Origin of the sequence: Enterobacter sp. BIDMC 27 (genome assembly GCF_000534415.1) — a bacterium.
Classification (GTDB): domain Bacteria; phylum Pseudomonadota; class Gammaproteobacteria; order Enterobacterales; family Enterobacteriaceae; genus Enterobacter; species Enterobacter hormaechei_C.
Genome location: NZ_KI973178.1, coordinates 123,988 through 143,355, shown reverse-complemented (window position 1 = coordinate 143,355; position 19,368 = coordinate 123,988). Strand labels below are relative to the sequence as shown.

At 59.7% G+C, this 19,368-nt stretch carries 19 protein-coding genes; 9 read left to right on the top strand and 10 right to left on the bottom strand.

Annotated features, from left to right (window positions below):
• Positions 1-7 precede the first annotated feature (7 nt).
• The 3 genes from L463_RS21775 to L463_RS21785 all read right to left on the bottom strand — a co-directional run bounded on the left by L463_RS21775 (position 8) and on the right by L463_RS21785 (position 2,797).
• Positions 8-973 carry a TerC family protein gene (locus tag L463_RS21775; RefSeq protein WP_017382424.1) on the bottom strand — a complete coding sequence of 322 codons (966 nt, stop codon included), beginning with the start codon at positions 971-973 and terminating at the stop codon, positions 8-10.
• A gap of 251 nt (positions 974-1,224) precedes the next feature.
• Positions 1,225-2,223: a Gfo/Idh/MocA family protein gene (locus L463_RS21780; RefSeq protein WP_003862623.1), complete on the bottom strand. Its 999-nt coding sequence runs from the start codon at positions 2,221-2,223 to the stop codon at positions 1,225-1,227.
• Between the two features lie 70 nt (positions 2,224-2,293).
• On the bottom strand, positions 2,294-2,797 hold the full coding sequence (locus tag L463_RS21785; RefSeq protein ID WP_003862622.1) for a YgjP-like metallopeptidase domain-containing protein: 504 nt from the start codon (positions 2,795-2,797) through the stop codon (positions 2,294-2,296).
• An 83-nt stretch (positions 2,798-2,880) separates the two neighbouring features.
• On the opposite strand from L463_RS21785, the gene rlmG reads away from it, so the two are divergent.
• Positions 2,881-4,017 (top strand): 23S rRNA (guanine(1835)-N(2))-methyltransferase RlmG, encoded by a 1,137-nt coding sequence (gene rlmG, locus L463_RS21790; RefSeq protein WP_032104140.1) that lies wholly within the window; start codon positions 2,881-2,883, stop codon positions 4,015-4,017.
• Positions 4,018-4,185: 168 nt separating this feature from the next.
• The gene (locus tag L463_RS21795; protein ID WP_032673059.1) at positions 4,186-5,343 is read left to right on the top strand and encodes a DDE-type integrase/transposase/recombinase; all 1,158 of its coding nucleotides are present in this window, start codon (positions 4,186-4,188) and stop codon (positions 5,341-5,343) included.
• Between the two features lie 75 nt (positions 5,344-5,418).
• On the opposite strand, the gene L463_RS21800 is transcribed toward L463_RS21795, so the two are convergent.
• The 3 genes from L463_RS21800 to lsrR form a co-directional block, all read right to left on the bottom strand.
• Positions 5,419-7,440 (bottom strand): NADPH-dependent 2,4-dienoyl-CoA reductase, encoded by a 2,022-nt coding sequence (locus L463_RS21800; protein ID WP_032104941.1) that lies wholly within the window; start codon positions 7,438-7,440, stop codon positions 5,419-5,421.
• Positions 7,441-7,618: 178 nt separating this feature from the next.
• A complete protein-coding gene (gene lsrK / locus L463_RS21805; protein WP_032104938.1) occupies positions 7,619-9,214 on the bottom strand; it encodes an autoinducer-2 kinase in 1,596 nt (531 codons plus the stop codon).
• A 32-nt stretch (positions 9,215-9,246) separates the two neighbouring features.
• Positions 9,247-10,218: a transcriptional regulator LsrR gene (lsrR, locus tag L463_RS21810; protein WP_015571933.1), complete on the bottom strand. Its 972-nt coding sequence runs from the start codon at positions 10,216-10,218 to the stop codon at positions 9,247-9,249.
• A gap of 215 nt (positions 10,219-10,433) precedes the next feature.
• Here lsrR and lsrA point away from each other — a divergent pair, with 215 nt between their 5' ends.
• The 6 genes from lsrA to lsrG are packed head-to-tail and all read left to right on the top strand — an operon-like array spanning position 10,434 to position 16,119.
• Positions 10,434-11,921, top strand: a complete 1,488-nt coding sequence (gene lsrA / locus L463_RS21815) for an autoinducer 2 ABC transporter ATP-binding protein LsrA (protein WP_032655185.1) — start codon at positions 10,434-10,436, stop codon at positions 11,919-11,921.
• Positions 11,918-12,949 carry an autoinducer 2 ABC transporter permease LsrC gene (gene lsrC, locus L463_RS21820; RefSeq protein ID WP_032103365.1) on the top strand — a complete coding sequence of 344 codons (1,032 nt, stop codon included), beginning with the start codon at positions 11,918-11,920 and terminating at the stop codon, positions 12,947-12,949. Before lsrA ends, lsrC begins: the two co-directional genes overlap by 4 nt.
• A complete protein-coding gene (gene lsrD / locus L463_RS21825) occupies positions 12,950-13,927 on the top strand; it encodes an autoinducer 2 ABC transporter permease LsrD (RefSeq protein WP_032103364.1) in 978 nt (325 codons plus the stop codon).
• A gap of 1 nt (position 13,928) precedes the next feature.
• Positions 13,929-14,930: an autoinducer 2 ABC transporter substrate-binding protein LsrB gene (gene lsrB, locus L463_RS21830; protein ID WP_017382416.1), complete on the top strand. Its 1,002-nt coding sequence runs from the start codon at positions 13,929-13,931 to the stop codon at positions 14,928-14,930.
• An 11-nt stretch (positions 14,931-14,941) separates the two neighbouring features.
• Complete coding sequence (gene lsrF, locus L463_RS21835; RefSeq protein WP_032103360.1) at positions 14,942-15,829, top strand: 3-hydroxy-5-phosphonooxypentane-2,4-dione thiolase; 888 nt, start codon at positions 14,942-14,944, stop codon at positions 15,827-15,829.
• Positions 15,826-16,119 (top strand): (4S)-4-hydroxy-5-phosphonooxypentane-2,3-dione isomerase, encoded by a 294-nt coding sequence (gene lsrG / locus L463_RS21840; protein WP_023295476.1) that lies wholly within the window; start codon positions 15,826-15,828, stop codon positions 16,117-16,119. Before lsrF ends, lsrG begins: the two co-directional genes overlap by 4 nt.
• 85 nt (positions 16,120-16,204) lie before the next feature.
• On the opposite strand, the gene L463_RS21845 is transcribed toward lsrG, so the two are convergent.
• A complete protein-coding gene (locus L463_RS21845; protein WP_032103359.1) occupies positions 16,205-16,894 on the bottom strand; it encodes a B3/B4 domain-containing protein in 690 nt (229 codons plus the stop codon).
• Positions 16,895-16,936: 42 nt separating this feature from the next.
• On the opposite strand from L463_RS21845, the gene L463_RS21850 reads away from it, so the two are divergent.
• A complete protein-coding gene (locus L463_RS21850; RefSeq protein ID WP_017692633.1) occupies positions 16,937-17,539 on the top strand; it encodes a helix-turn-helix domain-containing protein in 603 nt (200 codons plus the stop codon).
• Between the two features lie 34 nt (positions 17,540-17,573).
• Here the strand turns inward: L463_RS21850 and L463_RS21855 are convergent, their stop codons facing one another.
• The 3 genes from L463_RS21855 to L463_RS21865 are packed head-to-tail and all read right to left on the bottom strand — an operon-like array spanning position 17,574 to position 19,359.
• Positions 17,574-18,290, bottom strand: a complete 717-nt coding sequence (locus L463_RS21855; RefSeq protein WP_017692634.1) for a fimbria/pilus periplasmic chaperone — start codon at positions 18,288-18,290, stop codon at positions 17,574-17,576.
• On the bottom strand, positions 18,283-18,804 hold the full coding sequence (locus L463_RS21860) for a fimbrial protein (RefSeq protein ID WP_017692635.1): 522 nt from the start codon (positions 18,802-18,804) through the stop codon (positions 18,283-18,285). Before L463_RS21860 ends, L463_RS21855 begins: the two co-directional genes overlap by 8 nt.
• A gap of 9 nt (positions 18,805-18,813) precedes the next feature.
• Positions 18,814-19,359, bottom strand: a complete 546-nt coding sequence (locus L463_RS21865; protein WP_015571924.1) for a fimbrial protein — start codon at positions 19,357-19,359, stop codon at positions 18,814-18,816.
• Between the last annotated feature and the right edge of the window lie 9 nt (positions 19,360-19,368).

The window sequence follows — 19,368 nt, the reverse complement described above, 5'->3', positions numbered from 1 at the left end:
CGTTGCACTAAGCCTGCTGCTTCTTATCGTGCTGGCGGTTAACCCAGGTATTGATAATCAGCGTCACCAGCAGAATGCCAAACACCACGCCGAGCGAAATGGCGATCGGAATATGGTAGAAATCGACGATCAGCATCTTGATACCGATAAACACCAGAATCACCGACAGACCGTACTTCAGCATTGAGAAGCGCTCTGCCGCACCCGCCAGCAGGAAGTACATCGCACGCAGGCCGAGGATGGCGAACAGGTTTGAGGTCAGCACGATGAACGGGTCGGTAGTGACCGCGAAGATAGCCGGGATACTGTCCACCGCGAAAATCACGTCGCTCAGTTCGACCAGAATCAGCACCAGCAACAGCGGGGTGGCGAACAGCAGGCCGTTCTTACGCACGAAGAAATGCTCGCTCTCGATCTTGTCCGTCATGCGCAGATGACCCCGGATCCACTTCACCAGCGGCTTATCACCGATACCGGTATCGTCTTCTTTCGCCAGCGCCATTTTTACCCCGGTAAACAGCAGGAACGCGCCAAATACATACAGCAGCCATTCGAACTGGGTAATCAGCCAGCTACCGGCGAAGATCATGATGGTACGCAGGACAATAGCGCCCAGCACACCGTACACCAGCACGCGACGTTGCAGAGCCGCAGGTACGGCGAAGTAGCTGAACAGCATCAGCCAGACGAAGACGTTATCAACCGCCAGCGCTTTTTCAATCAGATAGCCGGTGAGGAAGGCGAGTGCCTGAGGATCGGCCACCGCGCGGCCTTCGGTTGAGGCCAGATACCACCAGAAGGCGGCGCAGAAGAGGAGTGAGAGGGTAACCCATACCAGCGACCAGACGGCGGCTTGCTTGACGCTCATGCCGTGCTCGCCGCGACGACCCTGCAAAAAGAGGTCGATTGCCAGCATGATGAGCACGACAACCGCGAATCCGCCCCACAGCATTGGAGTGCCGACAGAATGCATACTATTTTCCTTACACATAAAAAACAAAAACGGCCATGGTCAGAAGACGATAGCCGTTAGCTTTTTATGCATAGACCTCGCCTTCCGGCAAGGTCTCACTTACAACCACGAAGGTTGCCCGGCGACCGGATGCGGTTTTGCACGCATCGTAATGACGATCCACCGGCGAAGAAGTTACTCCCCTTTGCAGGTAACAAATTATGTCAGACCATCGGTTTCGTCAATGGTCTGCACGATTTCATTACACAGTTTTACGCGACGGCTTCCACATTCACGCCGTCTGCGGGGAAGATCACGCCAGTCTGTCGGCGGATCTCCGTTTGCAGCTTCGCCGTGGTGCGGCTGATCGCCAGCCCCGGGTGGTTCACTTCGTTGTCTTCTACCAGACGGGCGAAGACCTCTGCCTCATAGAGCATAGTGTTAATATGCTGAGGCTGCGTCAGCTCCTGCGCTTTGCCGCCGCGGGGAACGATGCTTAGCTTCTGGCATTCGGAGATTTTTTCGATCACCAGCGAGCCGTCTTCGCCCTGAATTTCGCTTGGCAGTACGGAGTCACTGACCTTCGAGTGCTGCAACGTCACGCTAAAATCACCGTAGTCCAGCACCACAACGCCGTGTGCATCCACGCCGCTTTCCAGCAGGCTGGCGGTGGCGGTTACGCCGTGCGGTTCACCCCACAGGGCGACCGCAGAGGCCAGGCAGTAAAAACCGATATCCATAATCGAGCCATTCGAGAAGGCCGGGTTAAAGGTGTTCGGGTTTTCGCCGTCCAGGTAGCGCTGGTAGCGCGAGGAATACTGGCAGTAGTTGATAAAGGCTTTACGCACTTTGCCAATTTTCGGCAGCGATTGCTGCAACAGCAGGAAGTTCGGCAGGCTGGCGGTTTTGAACGCTTCAAACAGTACCACCTGGTTTTCGCGGGCAAGCGCAATGGCGGCTTCCACTTCCTCAATATTCGAGGCGAGCGGCTTCTCGCAGATCACATGCTTTTTGTGGCTGAGGAACAGCTTCGTTTGCGGGAAGTGCAGAGAATTCGGGCTGGCGATATAGACCGCGTCAATGGCGTCGCTTTGCGCCATCTCATCGAGCGAGGTGAACAGATGTTCAACCAGGTAGTCATTCGCAAAACTCTGCGCCTGCTCAAGGCTGCGGGAATAGACTGCGGTGAGCTTATATTTGCCGGTTTCGTGGGCGGCGTCGACGAACTGGCGCGTGATCCAGTTCGTACCGATGACTGCGAAACGTATCATAAACGTTTACGTACTCCGTAGCAGGGAACCTAAAGCCACTGTAGCACGTCATCATGACATTTCGCGTGCGCTACTGCGCATTACTCTTTAACGATAAATGCGTCAGCCACAAACGGGTATCAAACTCCAGCTGGTGGTACTGCGGCTCCATATGGCAGCACAGGGAGTAGAACGCTTTGTCGTGCTCTTTCTCTTTCAGGTGCGCCAGCTCGTGCACCACGATCATCCGCAGAAAGGCTTCCGGCGCATTGCGAAAGACGGTCGCGACGCGGATCTCCGCTTTGGCCTTCAGCTTGCCGCCCTGTACGCGGGAGATGGCGGTATGCAGGCCGAGCGCGTTTTTCAGCACGTGGATCTTATTGTCGTACATCACCTTGTTGATCGGCGGAGCGCTCTTAAGATACTGGTTTTTCAGATCCTGCGTATACTGCCAGAGGGCTTTGTCAGTCGCGAAATCATGCGTGCCCGGGTAGCGTTTCTCCAGCACCGCACCGAGCTTTCCCGCGGCAATCAGGTCACGAACCTGGGAAAGTAAATGCTCCGGATAGCCCTGGAGATAAGTCAGCTGGTTCATCAAAACCCCAAAATAGTGTGAAAACGGGTATACTCACGCACCCTTTTCAGGGATACGCCAAATTTTACCATTCAGGAGGGCCGATGAGCCACTTAGACAACGGTTTCCGTTCACTCAACCTTAAACGTTTCCCGGAAACGGACGACGTTAACCCGCTTCAGGCGTGGGAAGCGGCGGATGAATATCTGCTGCAACAGTTGGATGGGACTGAAATCAGCGGCCCGGTTCTGATCCTGAATGACGCGTTTGGCGCGCTGGCCTGCGCGCTGGCGGAACATGCGCCTTACAGTATCGGCGATTCTTACTTAAGCGAGCTGGCGACGCGTGAAAACCTGCGTCACAACGATATCGAAGAATCCAGCGTGAAGTTCCTCGACAGCACCGCGGACTACCCGCAGGCGCCGGGCGTGGTGCTGATTAAAGTGCCCAAAACCATGGCGCTGCTGGAGCAGCAGCTTCGCGCGCTGCGTAAGGTCGTGACGCCGGATACGCGTATTATCGCGGGTGCCAAAGCGCGCGATATTCACACCTCGACGCTGGAATTGTTCGAGAAAGTGCTCGGCCCGACCACCACGACGCTTGCCTGGAAAAAAGCGCGCCTGATCAACTGTACCTTCAGCGCACCGGCGCTGGCCGACGCGCCGGAGACGCTGAGCTGGAAACTGGAAGGTACCGACTGGACCATCCACAACCACGCGAACGTTTTCTCCCGCACCGGTCTGGATATCGGCGCACGCTTCTTTATGGAACACCTGCCGGAAAACCTGGAAGGGGAAATCGTTGATCTCGGCTGCGGTAACGGCGTGATTGGCCTGACGCTGCTGGCGAAGAACCCGGAGGCCAGCGTGGTGTTCAGCGACGAATCGCCAATGGCGGTGGCGTCCAGCCGTCTGAACGTGGAAACCAACCTGCCGGAGGCACTGGATCGCTGCGAGTTTATGATCAATAACGCGCTGTCGGGCGTAGAGCCTTTCCGCTTCAACGCGGTATTCTGTAACCCGCCGTTCCACCAGAAGCACGCCCTGACGGATAACGTCGCGTGGGAGATGTTCCACCACGCGCGCCGCTGCCTGAAAATCAACGGCCAGCTGTATATCGTGGCCAACCGCCACCTGGACTACTTCCACAAGCTGAAGAAGATTTTCGGCAACTGCGTCACCATTGCCACCAATAACAAATTCGTGGTGCTGAAATCGGTGAAGCTGGGGCGTCGTCGGTAAGATTGGGTATGTGCGGCCTGATGCCCGGTGGCGCTTCGCTTACCGGGCCTACAATGGCCTCGAGCCCGTAGGCCGGGCAAGCGAAGGGTATGAACCGGAAACATGGGTAACACTTTAGACCGGATACATGGGTAACAGTTATAACTGGCATAGAAGAGGAGACTCGCTATGCCCTGGACTGAGACCCGACCTATGCAACGCCTTGATTTTATCCGTGCCTGCCATGCAGGTACGGATTCTTTTTCAGCCCTCTGCCGTCTCTTCGGCATCAGCCGAAAAACCGGTTACAAATGGCTTCAGCGTTTTGACCCCTCTGACCTGTCATCTCTCTCTGACCGGTCGCGTGCTCCGCACTCCCACTCCCGTACAGTTCCTGATGATATCGCCGGGCAGCTTACGGCCCTGAGGCAGAAACACCCTGACTGGGGCCCCAAAAAACTGCGGATGTGGCTGCTCAATCATCACGTCGATTTTACCGTCCCCGCTGCCAGCACTATCGGCGATACCCTCAAGCGTGAAGGCCTGGTTCCGGATAAAAAGCGAAAACGCAGAACCCCGGGCAATCGCCAGCCCCTGACCATCATCAGTGAGAACAATCAGGTCTGGAGCGCTGATTTTAAAGGCAAGTTCAGGCTGCTGAGCCGGAAATACTGTCATCCCTTCACCCTGACCGACAATCACAGCCGGTATCTTCTGAGCTGCCGGGGAACGGACCGGGAGAGCGAGCCCTTCGTCAGGCAGTGCCTGACGGATGCGTTCCTGGAGTACGGTCTGCCGGAAGTCCTGAGAACGGATAATGGACAGCCTTTCGCAGGAACAGGTATCGCCGGGTTAAGTCGCCTTGCAGTCTGGCTGATAAAGCTGGGCATCAGACCGGAACGTATCAGAAAGGGGCATCCGGAAGAAAACGGCCGTCATGAGAGAATGCACCGTTCGCTGAAAAGTGCAGTAAAACAGGGCAACACCTTTATGACGATGGAAGAACAACAGCGGTGGTTCAGTGACTACCGGGAAGAGTTTAACTACGAAAGGCCGCATGAAGCCCTGGCGGGTGCAACGCCCGGAACGGTATGGCAGCCCTCAGGCCGACACTGGGATGGCAGGGTTCCTGAATATGCTTATCCGGAAGGAGGTACGGTCTACAGGGTGAAATCAAGGGGGACACTCTATATGGGGAAAAAGGGGACGGTGTTCCTGAGTGAAGCGCTGACTGATGAGTACATCATGCTGGAAGAACAGGATGATGGCCTTGAGGCCATCATCTTTAACGGAATAACGCTTGCGTACTACGACCGAAAAACCCAGAGTGTGCTCCGGATAGACTGAAAAGTGTTACCTATGTTCCCGGTCTGATCTGTCACCTATGTATCCGGTCATACAGAAGCGCCGCCCGGCAATGCCCTAGATCGCCAGAGCTAACTTCGTCCCCTGCGCAATTGCCCGCCGCGCATCCAGCTCCATCGCTACATCGCACCCGCCGATCAAATGCACCGTTTTCCCCGCCTCACGCAGCGGATCCGCCAGATCCCGCTTCGGCTCCTGCCCGGCGCACAAAATCACATGATCCACGCGCAGCAGTTGCGGTTCGCCGCCGATCAGCACGTGCAGCCCGTCGTCGTCGATCTTCTGGTAGCTCACCCCCGGGATCATCTTCACCCCGCGCGAGAGCAGGGTGGCGCGGTGGATCCAGCCCGTGGTTTTCCCCAGCCCTTCACCCGGCTTGCTGGCTTTACGCTGGAGCATCACGATCTGACGCGGGCTTTTCGGCAGCTGCGGACCTTCCGGGCGTAAACCACCGGACTGACTGAGGCTGGTATCAATGCCCCATTCCACGCAGAACTCAGCGATGTTCTGGCTGGTGGCTTCGCCCGGCTGGCTTAAATACATCGCGGTATCAAAACCGATCCCGCCGCAGCCGATGATCGCCACCTTCTCGCCAACCGGCGCTTTGTCCCTTAATACATCCAGATAGCTCAATACCTTCGGATGATCGATGCCTTCGATCGCTGGCGTGCGCGGGGCGATCCCACTCGCGAGGATCACCTCGTCGAAACCGATCAGATCCGCCGCGCTGACAAACTGTTTAAGCCGCAGATCGACGCCCGTCACCTCGATCATCCGGCGGTAATAGCGCAGCGTTTCGTAGAACTCCTCTTTGCCGGGGATCTGTCTGGCGATAGTAAACTGCCCGCCGATTTCCGCCAGCGCATCAAACAGCGTCACGCTGTGCCCGCGCGAGGCGGCATTGACTGCAAACGCCAGGCCCGCCGGCCCTGCACCCACCACGGCCAGACGCTTCTTGTTGACCGCAGGAACGATCGGCATTTTGGTTTCATGGCAGGCGCGGGGGTTAACGAGGCAGGAGGTGACCTTGCCGACGAAGATCTGATCCAGACACGCCTGGTTGCAGCCGATGCAGGTATTAATCTCGTCCGCACGGCCGCTTTGCGCTTTGGAGAGCAGTTCGGCATCCGCGAGGAACGGGCGCGCCATCGATACCATATCGGCATCGCCGCGTGAGATCACATCCTCCGCCACCTGCGGATCGTTAATGCGGTTGGTGGTGACCAGTGGAACGGAGACTTTGCCTTTCAGCTTGCGCGTTACCCAGCTGAACGCCGCGCGCGGCACTGGCGTAGCGATGGTCGGGATGCGCGCTTCGTGCCAGCCAATCCCGGTGTTGATGATGGTGGCGCCAGCGGCTTCAATCGCCTGCGCCAGCTGCACGGTTTCGTCGAACGTGCCGCCGCCCTCCACCAGGTCAAGCATCGACAGGCGGAAGATGATAATAAAATCCGCACCCGCACGTTCACGCACCGCACGCACCACTTCCACGGCAAAGCGCATCCGGCGGGCATAATCACCGCCCCATTCGTCGTCGCGCTGGTTGGTGCGGGCGGCGAGGAATTCGTTAATCAGGTAGCCTTCGGAGCCCATCACCTCCACCCCGTCGTAGCCCGCTTCCCGCGCCAGCGCCGCGCAGCGGGCGAAGTCGTCAATCAGGGCCAGGATCTCGTCGTGGCTGAGGGCATGGGGAGTAAAGCGGTTAATCGGCGCCTGAATAGCCGAGGGGGCAACCAGGTTCGGCTGATAGCTGTAGCGTCCGGTATGCAGAATTTGCAGGGCGATTTTGCCGCCCTCGCGGTGGACCGCGTCGGTCACAATGCGGTGATGCGGCAGCTGTGACGCATCGTTCAACACTGCGCCGCCCTCCATCGTCACGCCGGAAGGGGCAGGGGCTATGCCGCCGGTGACAATCAGCGCCACCCCGTGGCGCGCGCGCTCGACATAGAAGGCTGCCAGACGTTCAGCCCCGTCCGGACGCTCCTCCAGCCCGGTGTGCATCGAGCCCATCAGCACGCGGTTTTTGAGGGTGGTGAACCCCAGATCGAGAGGGGCGAATAACGACGGGTAGCGGCTCATAGTCTCTTCCAGTGTAAAATTATTGTTATGTGGTCGGATGAGTTACTAATTTAGCCAGCGGGGAGTAAAAGGGAAAAGGGGAATGCAGTGAATGTGATGGGATTCAAATATTGGTGTGGCCTGATGCCCTCACCCTAACCCTCTCCCACAGGGAGAGGGGACTTAATCTCCCTCTCCCTTAGGGAGAGGGCCGGGGTGAGGGGGATGCCCGCACCAGCCCCGGCGCCTGCCACATCGACGTGGTCAGCCCGCTGTCCACCAGCCCAAGCTGGTCGGCGTAGACCGCCTGCCATTTCTGCATCATGCCGTCGTACAGCTCGCGGTGCTGCGAGTTCGGCGTGAACTCGCGGCTCCACTTCACCAGCCGCTCGCCCGTCGAGGCCATATCCGCAAACAACCCCGCGCCAGCACCTGCCGCAATCGCGCAACCCAGCGCCGTCGCTTCCTTCACTTCCGGCACGCGCACCGGCAGCCCGGTAACGTCGCTTAAAATCTGGCTCCACAGGGCGCCTTTGGCCCCGCCGCCCGCAAACACCAGGCTCTCAAACGTCACGCCGGAGAAGCGCGAAATCTGCGCCAGGTTGCAGGCCGAGACGATGGCCGCGTTCTCTTCCAGCGCGCGGAACAGCGTCGCTTTGTTGCACTTTTCCGGGTCGATGGAGAGGTTAATAAACGACGGCGCTGCGTGATACCACTGCTTAAAATGCATCGCGTCGGAGAAGATCGGCATCACGCCGTGGGAGCCCGCCGGGACGCGGCTCGCCATCTCTTCGAGCAGGGAGTAGGTGTCCATTCCCATTCGTTCGGCAATCAGCTTCTCTTCGGCGCAGAAGGCGTCGCGGAACCAGCGCATGGTTAGCCCGGTAAAGAAGCTGATCGACTCCGCCTGCGCCATGCCGGGGATGACGTGCGGGTTTACGCGGATGTTCATCTCAGGGTCGGTGCGCACCTGCGGCAGATTCACCACCTGCTGCCAGAAGGTGCCGCCGAGAACCGCCGTTTGTCCGGCGCGCACCACGCCCAGCCCCAGACAGCCCAGCTGCACGTCGCCGCCGCCCATCACCACCGGTGTGCCTTCGCGCAGGCCGCTCTGCTGCGCGGCCTCTTTGGTGACAGCGCCCAGCACGGTGCCGGTCTCTTTCACCGGGGAGAGGATATCGGCGCGCAGCCCGGCCATGTCGAGCAGCGCCGGACGCCAGTCGCGGGAGAAGAGATCCAGCATGCCGGTGGTGCCCGCATTGGACGGATCGACCGCCAGCTCACCGGAGAGCTTCGCCGCCAGCCAGTCGCTGATCATGGTGATGGTGGCGGCTTTACGATAAATATCCGGACGATGGTGCGCCAGCCACAGCAGGCGCGGCATGGCGCTGAGGGCAAGCGTCTGGCCGGAAACATCATACACTTCGGATTCAAACCGGTAGTCGTGGATCTCTTTGAGTTCAGCCACCTCGCGGCTGGCGCGGGCGTCGACGTTGGCGCAGGCCCAGATAGCCTCGCCGTTGCGGTCGTACAGCACAATCCCTTCGCGCATCGAGCAGCAGGCGACGGACTGAATATCCGCCGCGCTCAGGCGTGCGCGCTCCAGCGCCTGATGAATACACCGGCAGGCCAGCCGCCAGTTGGTGTCGAGGTCGAACTCCATCGAGCCCGGCACGTTCTCCACGCTCAGGTGCTTCCACTCGGCCTGGCCAACGGCAATCTGGTTGCCCTGTAAATCAAAAATCACGGCGCGAACGCTGCCTGTCCCTGCATCTAACGCTAAAAGGTAACTCATGAGCTTGCCTCGTGTCAGGCGCAGGGCTGCTCTTATCCGGCCAGAGCCAGCACCGCGCGGGCTGTCGTCTCTTCCGTCACCAGGCCATTAATACGGCGACCTTTCAGTGCGGCATAAATCGCATCGGCTTTCTCTTCCCCTCCGGCCACGCCTACGATGGTGGGCAGCTGCGCCAGTTCATCGAGCGTGACGCCCAGTAATTCTTTGTGGATCTCCAGCTCCTCAACGCATTCCCCTTCGGCATTAAGGAAATAGCCAAGGATATCGCCCACCGCGCCTTTACGGGCGTACATCAGCTGTTCACCTTCGCTGATATAGCCGGAGCGCAGTATCGTCGCGTCACGGCGCTGGTTTACCGAGCCAATCCCGACCACCGCCACGTCAGCCGCGGTGGCGGCGAGGATCACGTCCCGCACGCTGGTTTCGCGCTTTAAGATCCCGGCGACTTCAGCGGATGACACGCGAAGCGGGGCGGGGATCATGCTGACGCTACAGGCTGCATCCAGCTGGCCGATACCGGTCATATACGGCCCGACGCCGCCGGAGAGCGTCACCAGGCGGATCTGCTGCGAGCTGATAAAGCCGCTTAAGTGTTGCAGACTGCTCATGGTGGTTTCACCGAAGCCCACCGCTAACAGCTGGCCGGGTTGCAGTACGCCCATCAGCGACTGTGCCGCGCCAATGCCCAGCCGCACGTTCATCGGCGGCGTATTCAGGGCGGGCATCACGCGCACCAGCTTCAGGCCAAATCGTTGTTGCAGCTCGGTTTCCAGCGCCAGGCAGCCCTCGTAGCGGGAGTTGATCTGCACGCGGATCACCCCGGACTGACGGCCTTTCTCCAGCAGGCGGGAGATCTTCAGGCGCGGCAGCCCGAGCCGTTCGCCGATGTCGTTCTGGGTCAGCCCGTCGTGGTAGTAGCACCAGGCCACGCGCGCCACCAGCTCCTCTTCCGCCAGTGCCAGCCCGGCAAACCGTCCTTCTTCCGCAGTGCGTTTATCGCTCATAATTGAACTCTTATAAAAATTTAGATCATATGTTCGTGATGGTGCGACGTGAAAATGTGAGCCACGCGACAAAACGGATCTTTTCGATCGTTTCCGCTTTATCTGAATCTCAATCGATAAAACTGTGATCCCTGCACGGTTGTAAATATAGTTCACCGTCTACGCTTTTGAACATTATTAAATCTAAAAATCATTTGTTCAATAGCGGAGCGATGATGACACCACTTCTCGACGCGCGTGATATCAGCAAGCAGTTTTCAGGCGTACCGGTCTTAAAAGGCATTGATTTCACGCTGCTTGCGGGGCAGGTGCATGCGCTGATGGGCGGTAACGGCGCGGGAAAATCGACGCTGATGAAGATCATCGCCGGGGTAGAAACCCCGGATAGCGGTGAACTTTCGGTGGCGGGTGAGTCTTTTGCACGGCTTACCCCGGCGCAGGCGCACAGGTTAGGCATTTATCTGGTGCCGCAGGAGCCGCTGCTATTTCCCAACCTGACGGTGCGGGAAAACATCCTGTTTCGTCTGCCGCGAGAGCGCGATCGGGAAAAACGCCTGGCGGAAAAACTCCGGCAGCTGCAATGCCAGCTTAACCTCGACGCTACCGCCAGCACCCTCGAGGTGGCGGACCAGCAGATGGTGGAGATCCTGCGCGGGCTGATGCGCAACGCCAGAATTCTGATCCTTGATGAACCCACGGCCTCGCTGACGCCCGGTGAAACCGAACGGCTGTTTCGCCAGATCCGCGCCTTGCAGGATCTTGGCGTCGGGATTGTTTTTATCTCGCATAAGCTGCCGGAGATTCGACAGCTGGCGAGTCACGTCTCAGTGATGCGCGACGGCGCGGTGGTGCTCAGCGGCGAAACTGCGCATTTTGACGATAACGCCCTGATCGCCGCCATGACGCCTGTAAGCCGGGAAGCATCCCTGAGCGATACGCAAAAGCTGTGGCTGGCGCTGCCGGGCAACCGCCGCACCCAGGCGCAGGATTTTCCCGTGCTGCGCGTGGAAGCGCTCACCGGGGAGGGCTTTATCGATCTCAGCCTTGAGATTTACGCCGGGGAGATTGTCGGTCTGGCCGGGCTGGTGGGGTCCGGGCGCACCGAGTTTGCCGAAACGCTCTACGGCCTGCGTCCGGTTCGCGGCGGGCGGGTGTGGCTGGAGAGCCAGGAGATCACCGCCGATCCGGTCAGTTCACGCCTGCAAAAAGGGCTGGTCTATCTGCCGGAAGACAGGCAGGTGTCCGGCCTGTTTCTCGACGCGCCGATCCGCTGGAACACCGTGGCGCTGAACGAGCCGTCGCTCTGGCAGCAGCGAAAGCGGGAGTCTGCGGTAGTGGAACGCTATCACCGGGCGCTGGGGATCAAGCTCAACCATGCGGATCAAACCGTGCGCACGCTCTCCGGTGGTAATCAGCAGAAGGTGCTGCTGGCGCGCTGTCTTGAGGCCAATCCGCTGCTGCTGATCGTCGATGAACCGACGCGCGGCGTGGACGTATCGGCGCGCGCTGATATTTATCAGCTGCTGAAAAGCGTGGCGGCGCAGAACGTGGCGGTGCTGATGATCTCAAGCGATCTCGATGAGTTTCCCGGCCTCGCGGATCGGGTGCTGGTAATGCACCAGGGCGTACTCAGCGGCGAGCTGCCGCGCCAGGCCGTCAGCCTCGACCGGATGATGGCGCTGGCGTTTGGAGGGCAATCATGAAGATCTTACTGAAAAACCGCGAGCTGAGCGCGTTTCTCGCCATTCTGGCGCTGTTCGCCGTGCTGGTGGCGCTGAACCCGTCCTACCTGAGCTTACAGACGCTGGGGATGATATTCGCCAGCTCGCAGATCCTGATCCTGCTGGCCATCGGCGCGGCGCTGGTGATGCTGACCCGCAATATTGACGTCTCCGTCGGCTCCACCGTCGGGCTTTCCGCTATTGCCGTCGGCGTGGCGCTGAACAGCGGCTACAGCCTGCCCGTTTCCTTTCTCTTCGCGCTGTCGATTGGCGCGCTGGCGGGGGCGTTCAACGGTTTTCTGGTGGTGGGCCTGCGCATTCCGGCGATTGTCGCCACCCTCGGCACGCTGGGGCTGTATCGTGGGGCGATGCTGCTGTGGACCGGCGGGAAGTGGATAGAAGGGCTGCCGCCGGGGCTGAAATCTCTCTCTGAGCCCGCCGCCGTCGGCATTTCGCCGCTCGGCATGCTGGTGTTGATTATCGCGGCCATCGGCGCGTGGACGCTGTCGCGCACCGCCTTTGGACGTGATTTTTACGCCGTGGGGGATAACCTCGCCGCCGCGCGCCAGCTGGGCGTGGCGGTGAACCGCACCCGCATGATCGCCTTTACCCTCAACGGCATGCTGGCGGCCTGCGCCGGGATTGTGTTTGCCTCACAGATTGGCTTCGTGCCGAACCAGACCGGCAGCGGGCTGGAGATGAAGGCCATCGCCGCCTGCGTGCTCGGTGGCATCTCGCTGCTGGGCGGCACCGGCACGCTGGTCGGCGCCTTCCTCGGCGCGTTCTTCCTCACCCAAATCGATACCGTGCTGGTGCTGTTCAGGCTCCCGGCCTGGTGGAACGACTTTATCGCCGGGCTGGTGCTGCTGGGTGTGCTGGTGCTCGACGGGCGGCTGCGTCAGGCGCTCTCACGGCATCAGCGGGCGCTGAAATACAGCCGTTTCCAGCCGGGTAACAAAGGGGGAAAGCACGTCACCCCGTTTCCAGAACGCAAAAAAGAGGTGGCGTAAATGAGGCTTAACTGGGAAAGCGCGCTGCTGATTTTACTGGTGCTGGAGATCCTGCTCTTTGGCGCCATCAACCCGCGCATGCTCGACATCAACATGCTGCTGTTCAGCACCAGCGACTTCATCTGCATTGGCATTGTGGCGCTGCCGCTTACGCTTGTGATTATCAGCGGCGGGATCGATATTTCCCTCGGCTCAACCATCGGCCTGTGCGCCATCGCGCTGGGGGTGATGATGCAGGCAGGGTGGCCGATGGCGGTTGCCATCCCTCTGACGCTGCTGCTCGGCCTGCTGTGCGGGCTGGTGAATGCGGCGCTGATCCACTACACCGGCATCAGCCCGTTGGTCATTACCCTCGGCACGCTCTACCTCTACGGCGGCGGGGCGCTGCTGCTCTCCGGCATGGCGGGGGCGACGGGCTACGAGGGGATCGGCGGCTTCCCGGACAGCTTTACCACCTTCGCTAACCTCACGGTGGTGGGCCTGCCGATCCCGCTGGTGCTGTTCGCGGTGATTACCGCTTTCTTCTGGCTGATTACCCACCGCGGGCGCTTTGGTCGGCATCTGTTTTTAATCGGCCAGAATCCGCGCGCGGCGCGCTATGCGGCGCTGTCGGTGAACGGCATGCCGTACGCGCTGTACGGCCTGGTGGGGGTAGCCTCGGCGGTTGCCGCGCTGGTGATGGTTTCCTATTTCGGTTCCGCGCGCTCGGATCTGGGGCGCGATTTACTGATGCCTGCACTCACCGCCGCCGTACTCGGCGGGGCAAATATCTACGGCGGGTCAGGTTCGGTTGTCGGTACGGCGCTGGCGGCGCTGCTGGTGGGGTACCTGCAACAGGGTTTACAGATGGTCGGCATCCCCAACCAGGTGTCGAGCGCGCTGTCAGGGGCGCTGCTGGTTGTGGTGGTGATGGGACGTTCGCTGAGTCTGCACCGCGAATGGGTGCGTTCTCTCTTCAGAAAACTATCCGGAGCGTAAGATGAAAACAAAACTATTCGTCCTGGCAATGGCCCTCAGCTTCGCTTCGGCGCAGGCGGCGGACCGCATTGCCTTTATCCCGAAACTGGTAGGCGTGGGATTCTTCACCAGCGGCGGCAACGGCGCGAAAGAGGCGGGGAAAGATCTTGGCGTGGACGTGACCTACGACGGCCCGACCGAGCCGAGCGTCTCCGGCCAGGTGCAGCTCATCAATAACTTCGTCAACCAGGGTTATAACGCCATCATCGTCTCTGCCGTGTCGCCGGACGGTCTCTGCCCGGCGCTGAAGCGCGCGATGCAGCGTGGCGTGAAGGTCCTGACCTGGGACTCCGACACCAAACCGGAATGCCGCAGCATCTATATCAACCAGGGCACGCCGGAACAGCTCGGCGGCCTGCTGGTGGAGATGGCAGGCAAGCAGGTCACCAAACCGAACGCGAAAGTGGCGTTCTTCTACTCCAGCCCGACAGTCACCGACCAGAACCAGTGGGTGAAAGAGGCGAAGGCAAAAATCGAGAAAGATCATCCTCAGTGGCAGGTCGTCACCACCCAGTTTGGCTATAACGACGCCACCAAATCTCTGCAAACCGCCGAAGGGATCTTAAAAGCCTATCCGGATCTGGATGCGATCATCGCCCCGGACGCCAACGCCCTGCCAGCCGCGGCACAGGCGGCGGAAAACCTGAAACGGGAAGGGGTGGCGATTGTCGGCTTCAGCACGCCGAACGTGATGCGCCCGTACGTTGAGCGCGGCACGGTGAAAGCCTTCGGCCTGTGGGATGTGGTGCAACAAGGCAAAATTGCGGTCAATGTCGCCGATCGTTTACTGAAAAAAGGCGATCTTAACCCTGGCGACAGCGTCGACGTGAAAGATATCGGGACGCTGAAGGTCGAGCCGAACAGCGTGCAGGGCTACCAGTATGAGGCGAAGGGCAACGGCATCGTGCTGCTGCCGGAGCGGGTGGTGTTCACCAAAGAGAACATCAACAAATACGATTTCTGACGGGGGAGCAAATGGCTGATTTAGATGACATCAAAGACGGCAAGGATTTTGGCATCGGCACGCCGCAGCAGAATGTGCCGTACACCCTGAAGGGCTGCGGCTCGCTGGACTGGGGCATGCAGTCGAGGCTTTCGCGCATCTTCAACCCACAGAGCAACCGCACGGTGATGCTGGCCTTTGACCACGGCTACTTTCAGGGGCCGACCACCGGCCTTGAGCGTATCGATCTCTCCATCGCGCCGCTGTTTGGTGAAACCGACGTGCTGATGTGCACCCGCGGCATCCTCAGGAGCCAGGTGCCAGCCGCCACGAACAAACCGGTGGTGCTGCGCGCCTCCGGCGGTAACTCGATTCTGGGCGAGCTGTCCAACGAGTGCGTGGCGGTGGCGATGGAAGACGCGCTGCGCCTGAACGTCTGCGCGGTGGCGGCGCAGGTGTATATCGGAAGCCCGTTTGAGCATCAGTCGATCAACAACATCATCAAGCTGGTGGATGCGGGGGCGCGCTACGGCATGCCGACGCTGGCGGTGACGGGCGTGGGGAAAGAGATGGCGCGTGACGCGCGCTATTTCTCGCTTGCCAGCCGCATCGCCGCCGAAATGGGAGCGCAGTTCGTCAAAACCTACTACGTGGACGAGGGCTTTGAAAAAGTGACCGCCAGCTGCCCGGTGCCGATCGTCATCGCCGGGGGCAAAAAACTGCCAGAGCACGAGGCGCTGGAGATGTGCTGGCGGGCGATTGACCAGGGCGCATCCGGCGTGGACATGGGGCGCAACATCTTCCAGTCCAGCGCGCCACTCGCCATGCTGAAGGCGGTGAAGAAAGTCGTTCACGAGAACATGAGCGCCCGGGAGGCGTTCCAGCTCTGGCAGGAAGAGAAACAGGGAGAAGCAAAATGAACGTGACGCTGGTGGAGATTAATATTAAACCCGAGCGGGTGGACGAGTTTCTGGAGGTATTTCGCGCCAACCACGAGGGGGCCATCAAGGAGCCGGGAAACCTGCGCTTTGATGTCTTGCAGGACCCGCGGGTGAAAACCCGCTTCTTTATCTACGAAGCCTATAAAGACGAAGCGGCGGTGCTGGCGCATAAGCAAACGCCACACTATCTGGCGTGCGTGGATAAGCTTGAAGAGCTGATGTCAGAGCCGCGCAAAAAACGCTGTTTTGTGGGGTTGTTGCCGGAGTAGCGGCTTTGCCCGGTGGCGCTGCGCTTACCGGGCCTACATATGCAGTATTTGTAGGCCGGGTAAGCGAAGCGCCACCCGGCGTTGTTCACGCCAGCTCCAGCAACTGAATACGCGCCGTCGCGCCCGGCATCAGCTTTTGCAGATTGCTCACCAGCTCATCGCCAGCTTCCTGTAATGCCGCCAGCGGCATCGACGGCAGGCTTTCGAGAATAAACCACATGGATTGCGCCTGGCTGTCCAGACGCGTGCGTACCCCCTGTCGCCAGTTCCAGCGGCGGCAGGTGACGCCGAGATCGTCACGCCAGATAACTTCGCCTGGCTCCGGATTTTCTACAACCGGCTCACCTTCTTTAAAGGTATCAAACGGCTCGCTGCCGTCGGCCAGCGTCAGGCGCGGCGCTCCCGAGTAAGCCGCCAGATTTTCTCCCCCTACCGGAATAGCGTAACGGATACTGATGGCATTATAGATATCCACCACCGGGTCGAGCGGCGGCAGCGAACCGTCTCTCATCACGCGCTTGCGCAGGGCCGAGGCCGAGCAGGGCGTACGTTTGGGTTTTGCACCAAAGGCTTTAAACACCTCATCCCAGGCGGCGAGATGATTTTCTGCCCAGGGCACATCATCATTGAGCATCTGCTGGCAGGCCTGCGCCAGCACGGCGGGCGCAACCTCCGGTTGGGTAATCGGGGCAGCTTCAACCAGAATGCTCAGCGCCCGAAAGCCGGGCGCGATCCCGACAAGTCGCGAATCTATTGACGGTGTTAGAAGAGACATAAATAATCCTGTATTGACTGTTTTATACCATGGTAGTGACCAATGACTGATAAAGTCAATATAATGACCGATGCGGGCGCCGATGTTGCCCAGGTAAGCCTGGCCGTGGCGAACCGTATCCGCAGCTGGCGGAAAGAGAAAAAGCTGTCGCTGGACGAGCTTTCCCGCCGCGCCAGCGTCAGCAAAGGCATGCTGGTGGAGATCGAAAAAGGGGCTGCCAACCCCAGCATTGCCATTCTGTGCAAACTGGCCGCCGCGCTTGGCGTCTCGGTGGCAGACATCGTTAACGTCTCCAGCGAGCCGCAGGTACACATTATTCAGGAAGAGGCGATCCCGGTTCTGTGGCAGGGCGCACAGGGCGGTTATGCCAGATTGCTGGCAGGCACCGCAGGACCGGACATGATTGAGCTGTGGCAGTGGGAGATGCATCCTGGAGAGACTTTCACCTCTCCGGGACATCCGGCGGGAACGTTTGAGCTGCTGCACGTGAACGAAGGCATATTAACCCTGACGGTGGACGAGACGGTGGTACAGGTTAATGCTGGCGCGTCGGCGGTAGCGAAAACGGAAGCGGCGCACGGCTATGCCAATGAGGGAGAAAAAGTGCTGCGCTTTACCATGACGGTAGCGGAGTTTCACCGCTAGTGTCGGTCCGCTGCCAGGATACCCCCGCGAGCAATTATTTCACCGTGCGGGCGATCGAGGGCAATATCCGCCCCTCGTCGCTCAGCGACTGCCAGGTGAGCTGGCACCTGACAGTCCCTTTACACCAGTCCGTTCGTCGCTGGCTCAGAGGGGCGACAACGCCGGCGTTATCCACCCGCGTTCCGTTAACGGAAAGCTGATACAGCGTAACGTAATAAGGCGACGGGTTTTCAACCGTCAGCCCGTCGGCGGTCAGCTGCCAGCGTAGCTGACGATAGGCCAGCGCCGGTTCGCCCTGAATCCCCTCCGGGCGATAGATAAACTTCATGCTGGAACGTACCGCCATCTGAACGTTATCGCTGTGACGCTGGCTGGCCGGAATGGAGGCAATGCTTAGCGTGAAAAGCGTTTCGCGATCGGCAGGAAGCGGCGCATCGGCGCGAAACAGACGGATCTTATTCTCACGTCCGGGCTGGAGTGCAAAAAGTGGCGGCGTCGCGGTAAACCACGCGGTGGCCGCTTCGGGGGGCTGCTGCGCCCCCGGCCATCGGCCGCCGCGATAAATTTTTGTGCCAATCAGATACGGCAGCGAGGACTTATTGCGCACGGTGACGCTGATAGCGCGCTGATCCTGAGGATAAACAAACCGCGTGCCGCCAATCACCACCCCGGCCTGAGCAGGCAAGAGCCAGAAAGACGCGGCGGTCAGCAGGGCTATCCCCGCTTTTTTCAGCAGGCTGGCCTCACGCATAGGTCAGCACAAAGGTGGCGGCAGCGTTAGCCACCCCCGGCGTAACGGCGTTCGTCACGGCGAGGTAGCGGGCGTAAAAATGCAGCGCCAGGGTGGTCTGGTCATTGCTTAGCGCGAACGGCAGGCTTTCATCCCCCATGGCGATCAGCGATTTATCAGGATTATAGAGGCCGATAGCCACGCCGGTTGCATAGTCCGGCCCGCCGGTCAGGGCCAGCAGATCGCTATTGTTACCGTCCGGCGTGCCTTCAAAATGGGTGCTGACGGCGGATAACCCGGCGCCGCAGGCTTCAAGGTTAATAGTGAACGGCTCATAGGGCGTTTCGTTTTTTTGCCCGGCCAGCTGGCGGGCCGCCACATCATGCATCTCCACTACCAGCTGTTCCGAGCCGGGGGAGACAATACAGGTTTTGCCTTTCACCACGCCGGTAATATAGACCGTGCCGTCATGGGCGAGCGTCTTGCCTGACAACAGCAGCGCGCAACAGATAAATAACCTGTTCAGGATCGTCATTCTGTCTCCTTACTGGTAAAGCAGATCGAAATACATCACGGCGGTGGCGTTGCCGGTGGTGACCGTCGGCAGCGTAGATTTATAGCGCAGGAAGAAGGTCAGCGTGTTATCGCCCGGCAGCAGGGGATATAGCGGCGACTCGGTATTATTGATCGGGACAGACGCCCGCGCGCTGTCGAGCAGCTCGACTGCCAGTCCGGTCGCCATCATGTGCTGCGTCCCTTTTCCCGTATCTGAGAGGGCAAGCAGCGTGGGATCGTTGGCGTCCGCGTCGCCGGTAAACCAGACGGTCGTGCCGCCGATTGCGCGGGTGCAGTTTTTGAGCGTGATGGCAAACTGCTTTTCCGGTGTCGTGGCGCCCACGCGCGGAAATTCCTCTGTCGTAAATTCACCCAGGTCGATCGTTTGCTCTGCGCTGTTAGTATCGACGTTACAGGATTCCCCAACGATGGTGCCGATAAACTGCACGTTAAAGCTTGTGTCGTCAGCCTTCACCAGCGGCGGGTTTAACAGGGCCACGCTCAGCCATACGGTGTTTTTCCATGAAATGGTCATTACGCTTCC

Coding starts and splice junctions, on each gene's coding strand:
- L463_RS21775 (WP_017382424.1), bottom strand. CDS start 973: ATGCATTCTGTCGGCACTCCAATGCTGTGGGGCGGATTCGCGGTTGTC.
- L463_RS21780 (WP_003862623.1), bottom strand. CDS start 2,223: ATGATACGTTTCGCAGTCATCGGTACGAACTGGATCACGCGCCAGTTC.
- L463_RS21785 (WP_003862622.1), bottom strand. CDS start 2,797: ATGAACCAGCTGACTTATCTCCAGGGCTATCCGGAGCATTTACTTTCC.
- rlmG (WP_032104140.1), top strand. CDS start 2,881: ATGAGCCACTTAGACAACGGTTTCCGTTCACTCAACCTTAAACGTTTC.
- L463_RS21795 (WP_032673059.1), top strand. CDS start 4,186: ATGCCCTGGACTGAGACCCGACCTATGCAACGCCTTGATTTTATCCGT.
- L463_RS21800 (WP_032104941.1), bottom strand. CDS start 7,440: ATGAGCCGCTACCCGTCGTTATTCGCCCCTCTCGATCTGGGGTTCACC.
- lsrK (WP_032104938.1), bottom strand. CDS start 9,214: ATGAGTTACCTTTTAGCGTTAGATGCAGGGACAGGCAGCGTTCGCGCC.
- lsrR (WP_015571933.1), bottom strand. CDS start 10,218: ATGAGCGATAAACGCACTGCGGAAGAAGGACGGTTTGCCGGGCTGGCA.
- lsrA (WP_032655185.1), top strand. CDS start 10,434: ATGACACCACTTCTCGACGCGCGTGATATCAGCAAGCAGTTTTCAGGC.
- lsrC (WP_032103365.1), top strand. CDS start 11,918: ATGAAGATCTTACTGAAAAACCGCGAGCTGAGCGCGTTTCTCGCCATT.
- lsrD (WP_032103364.1), top strand. CDS start 12,950: ATGAGGCTTAACTGGGAAAGCGCGCTGCTGATTTTACTGGTGCTGGAG.
- lsrB (WP_017382416.1), top strand. CDS start 13,929: ATGAAAACAAAACTATTCGTCCTGGCAATGGCCCTCAGCTTCGCTTCG.
- lsrF (WP_032103360.1), top strand. CDS start 14,942: ATGGCTGATTTAGATGACATCAAAGACGGCAAGGATTTTGGCATCGGC.
- lsrG (WP_023295476.1), top strand. CDS start 15,826: ATGAACGTGACGCTGGTGGAGATTAATATTAAACCCGAGCGGGTGGAC.
- L463_RS21845 (WP_032103359.1), bottom strand. CDS start 16,894: ATGTCTCTTCTAACACCGTCAATAGATTCGCGACTTGTCGGGATCGCG.
- L463_RS21850 (WP_017692633.1), top strand. CDS start 16,937: ATGACTGATAAAGTCAATATAATGACCGATGCGGGCGCCGATGTTGCC.
- L463_RS21855 (WP_017692634.1), bottom strand. CDS start 18,290: ATGCGTGAGGCCAGCCTGCTGAAAAAAGCGGGGATAGCCCTGCTGACC.
- L463_RS21860 (WP_017692635.1), bottom strand. CDS start 18,804: ATGACGATCCTGAACAGGTTATTTATCTGTTGCGCGCTGCTGTTGTCA.
- L463_RS21865 (WP_015571924.1), bottom strand. CDS start 19,359: ATGACCATTTCATGGAAAAACACCGTATGGCTGAGCGTGGCCCTGTTA.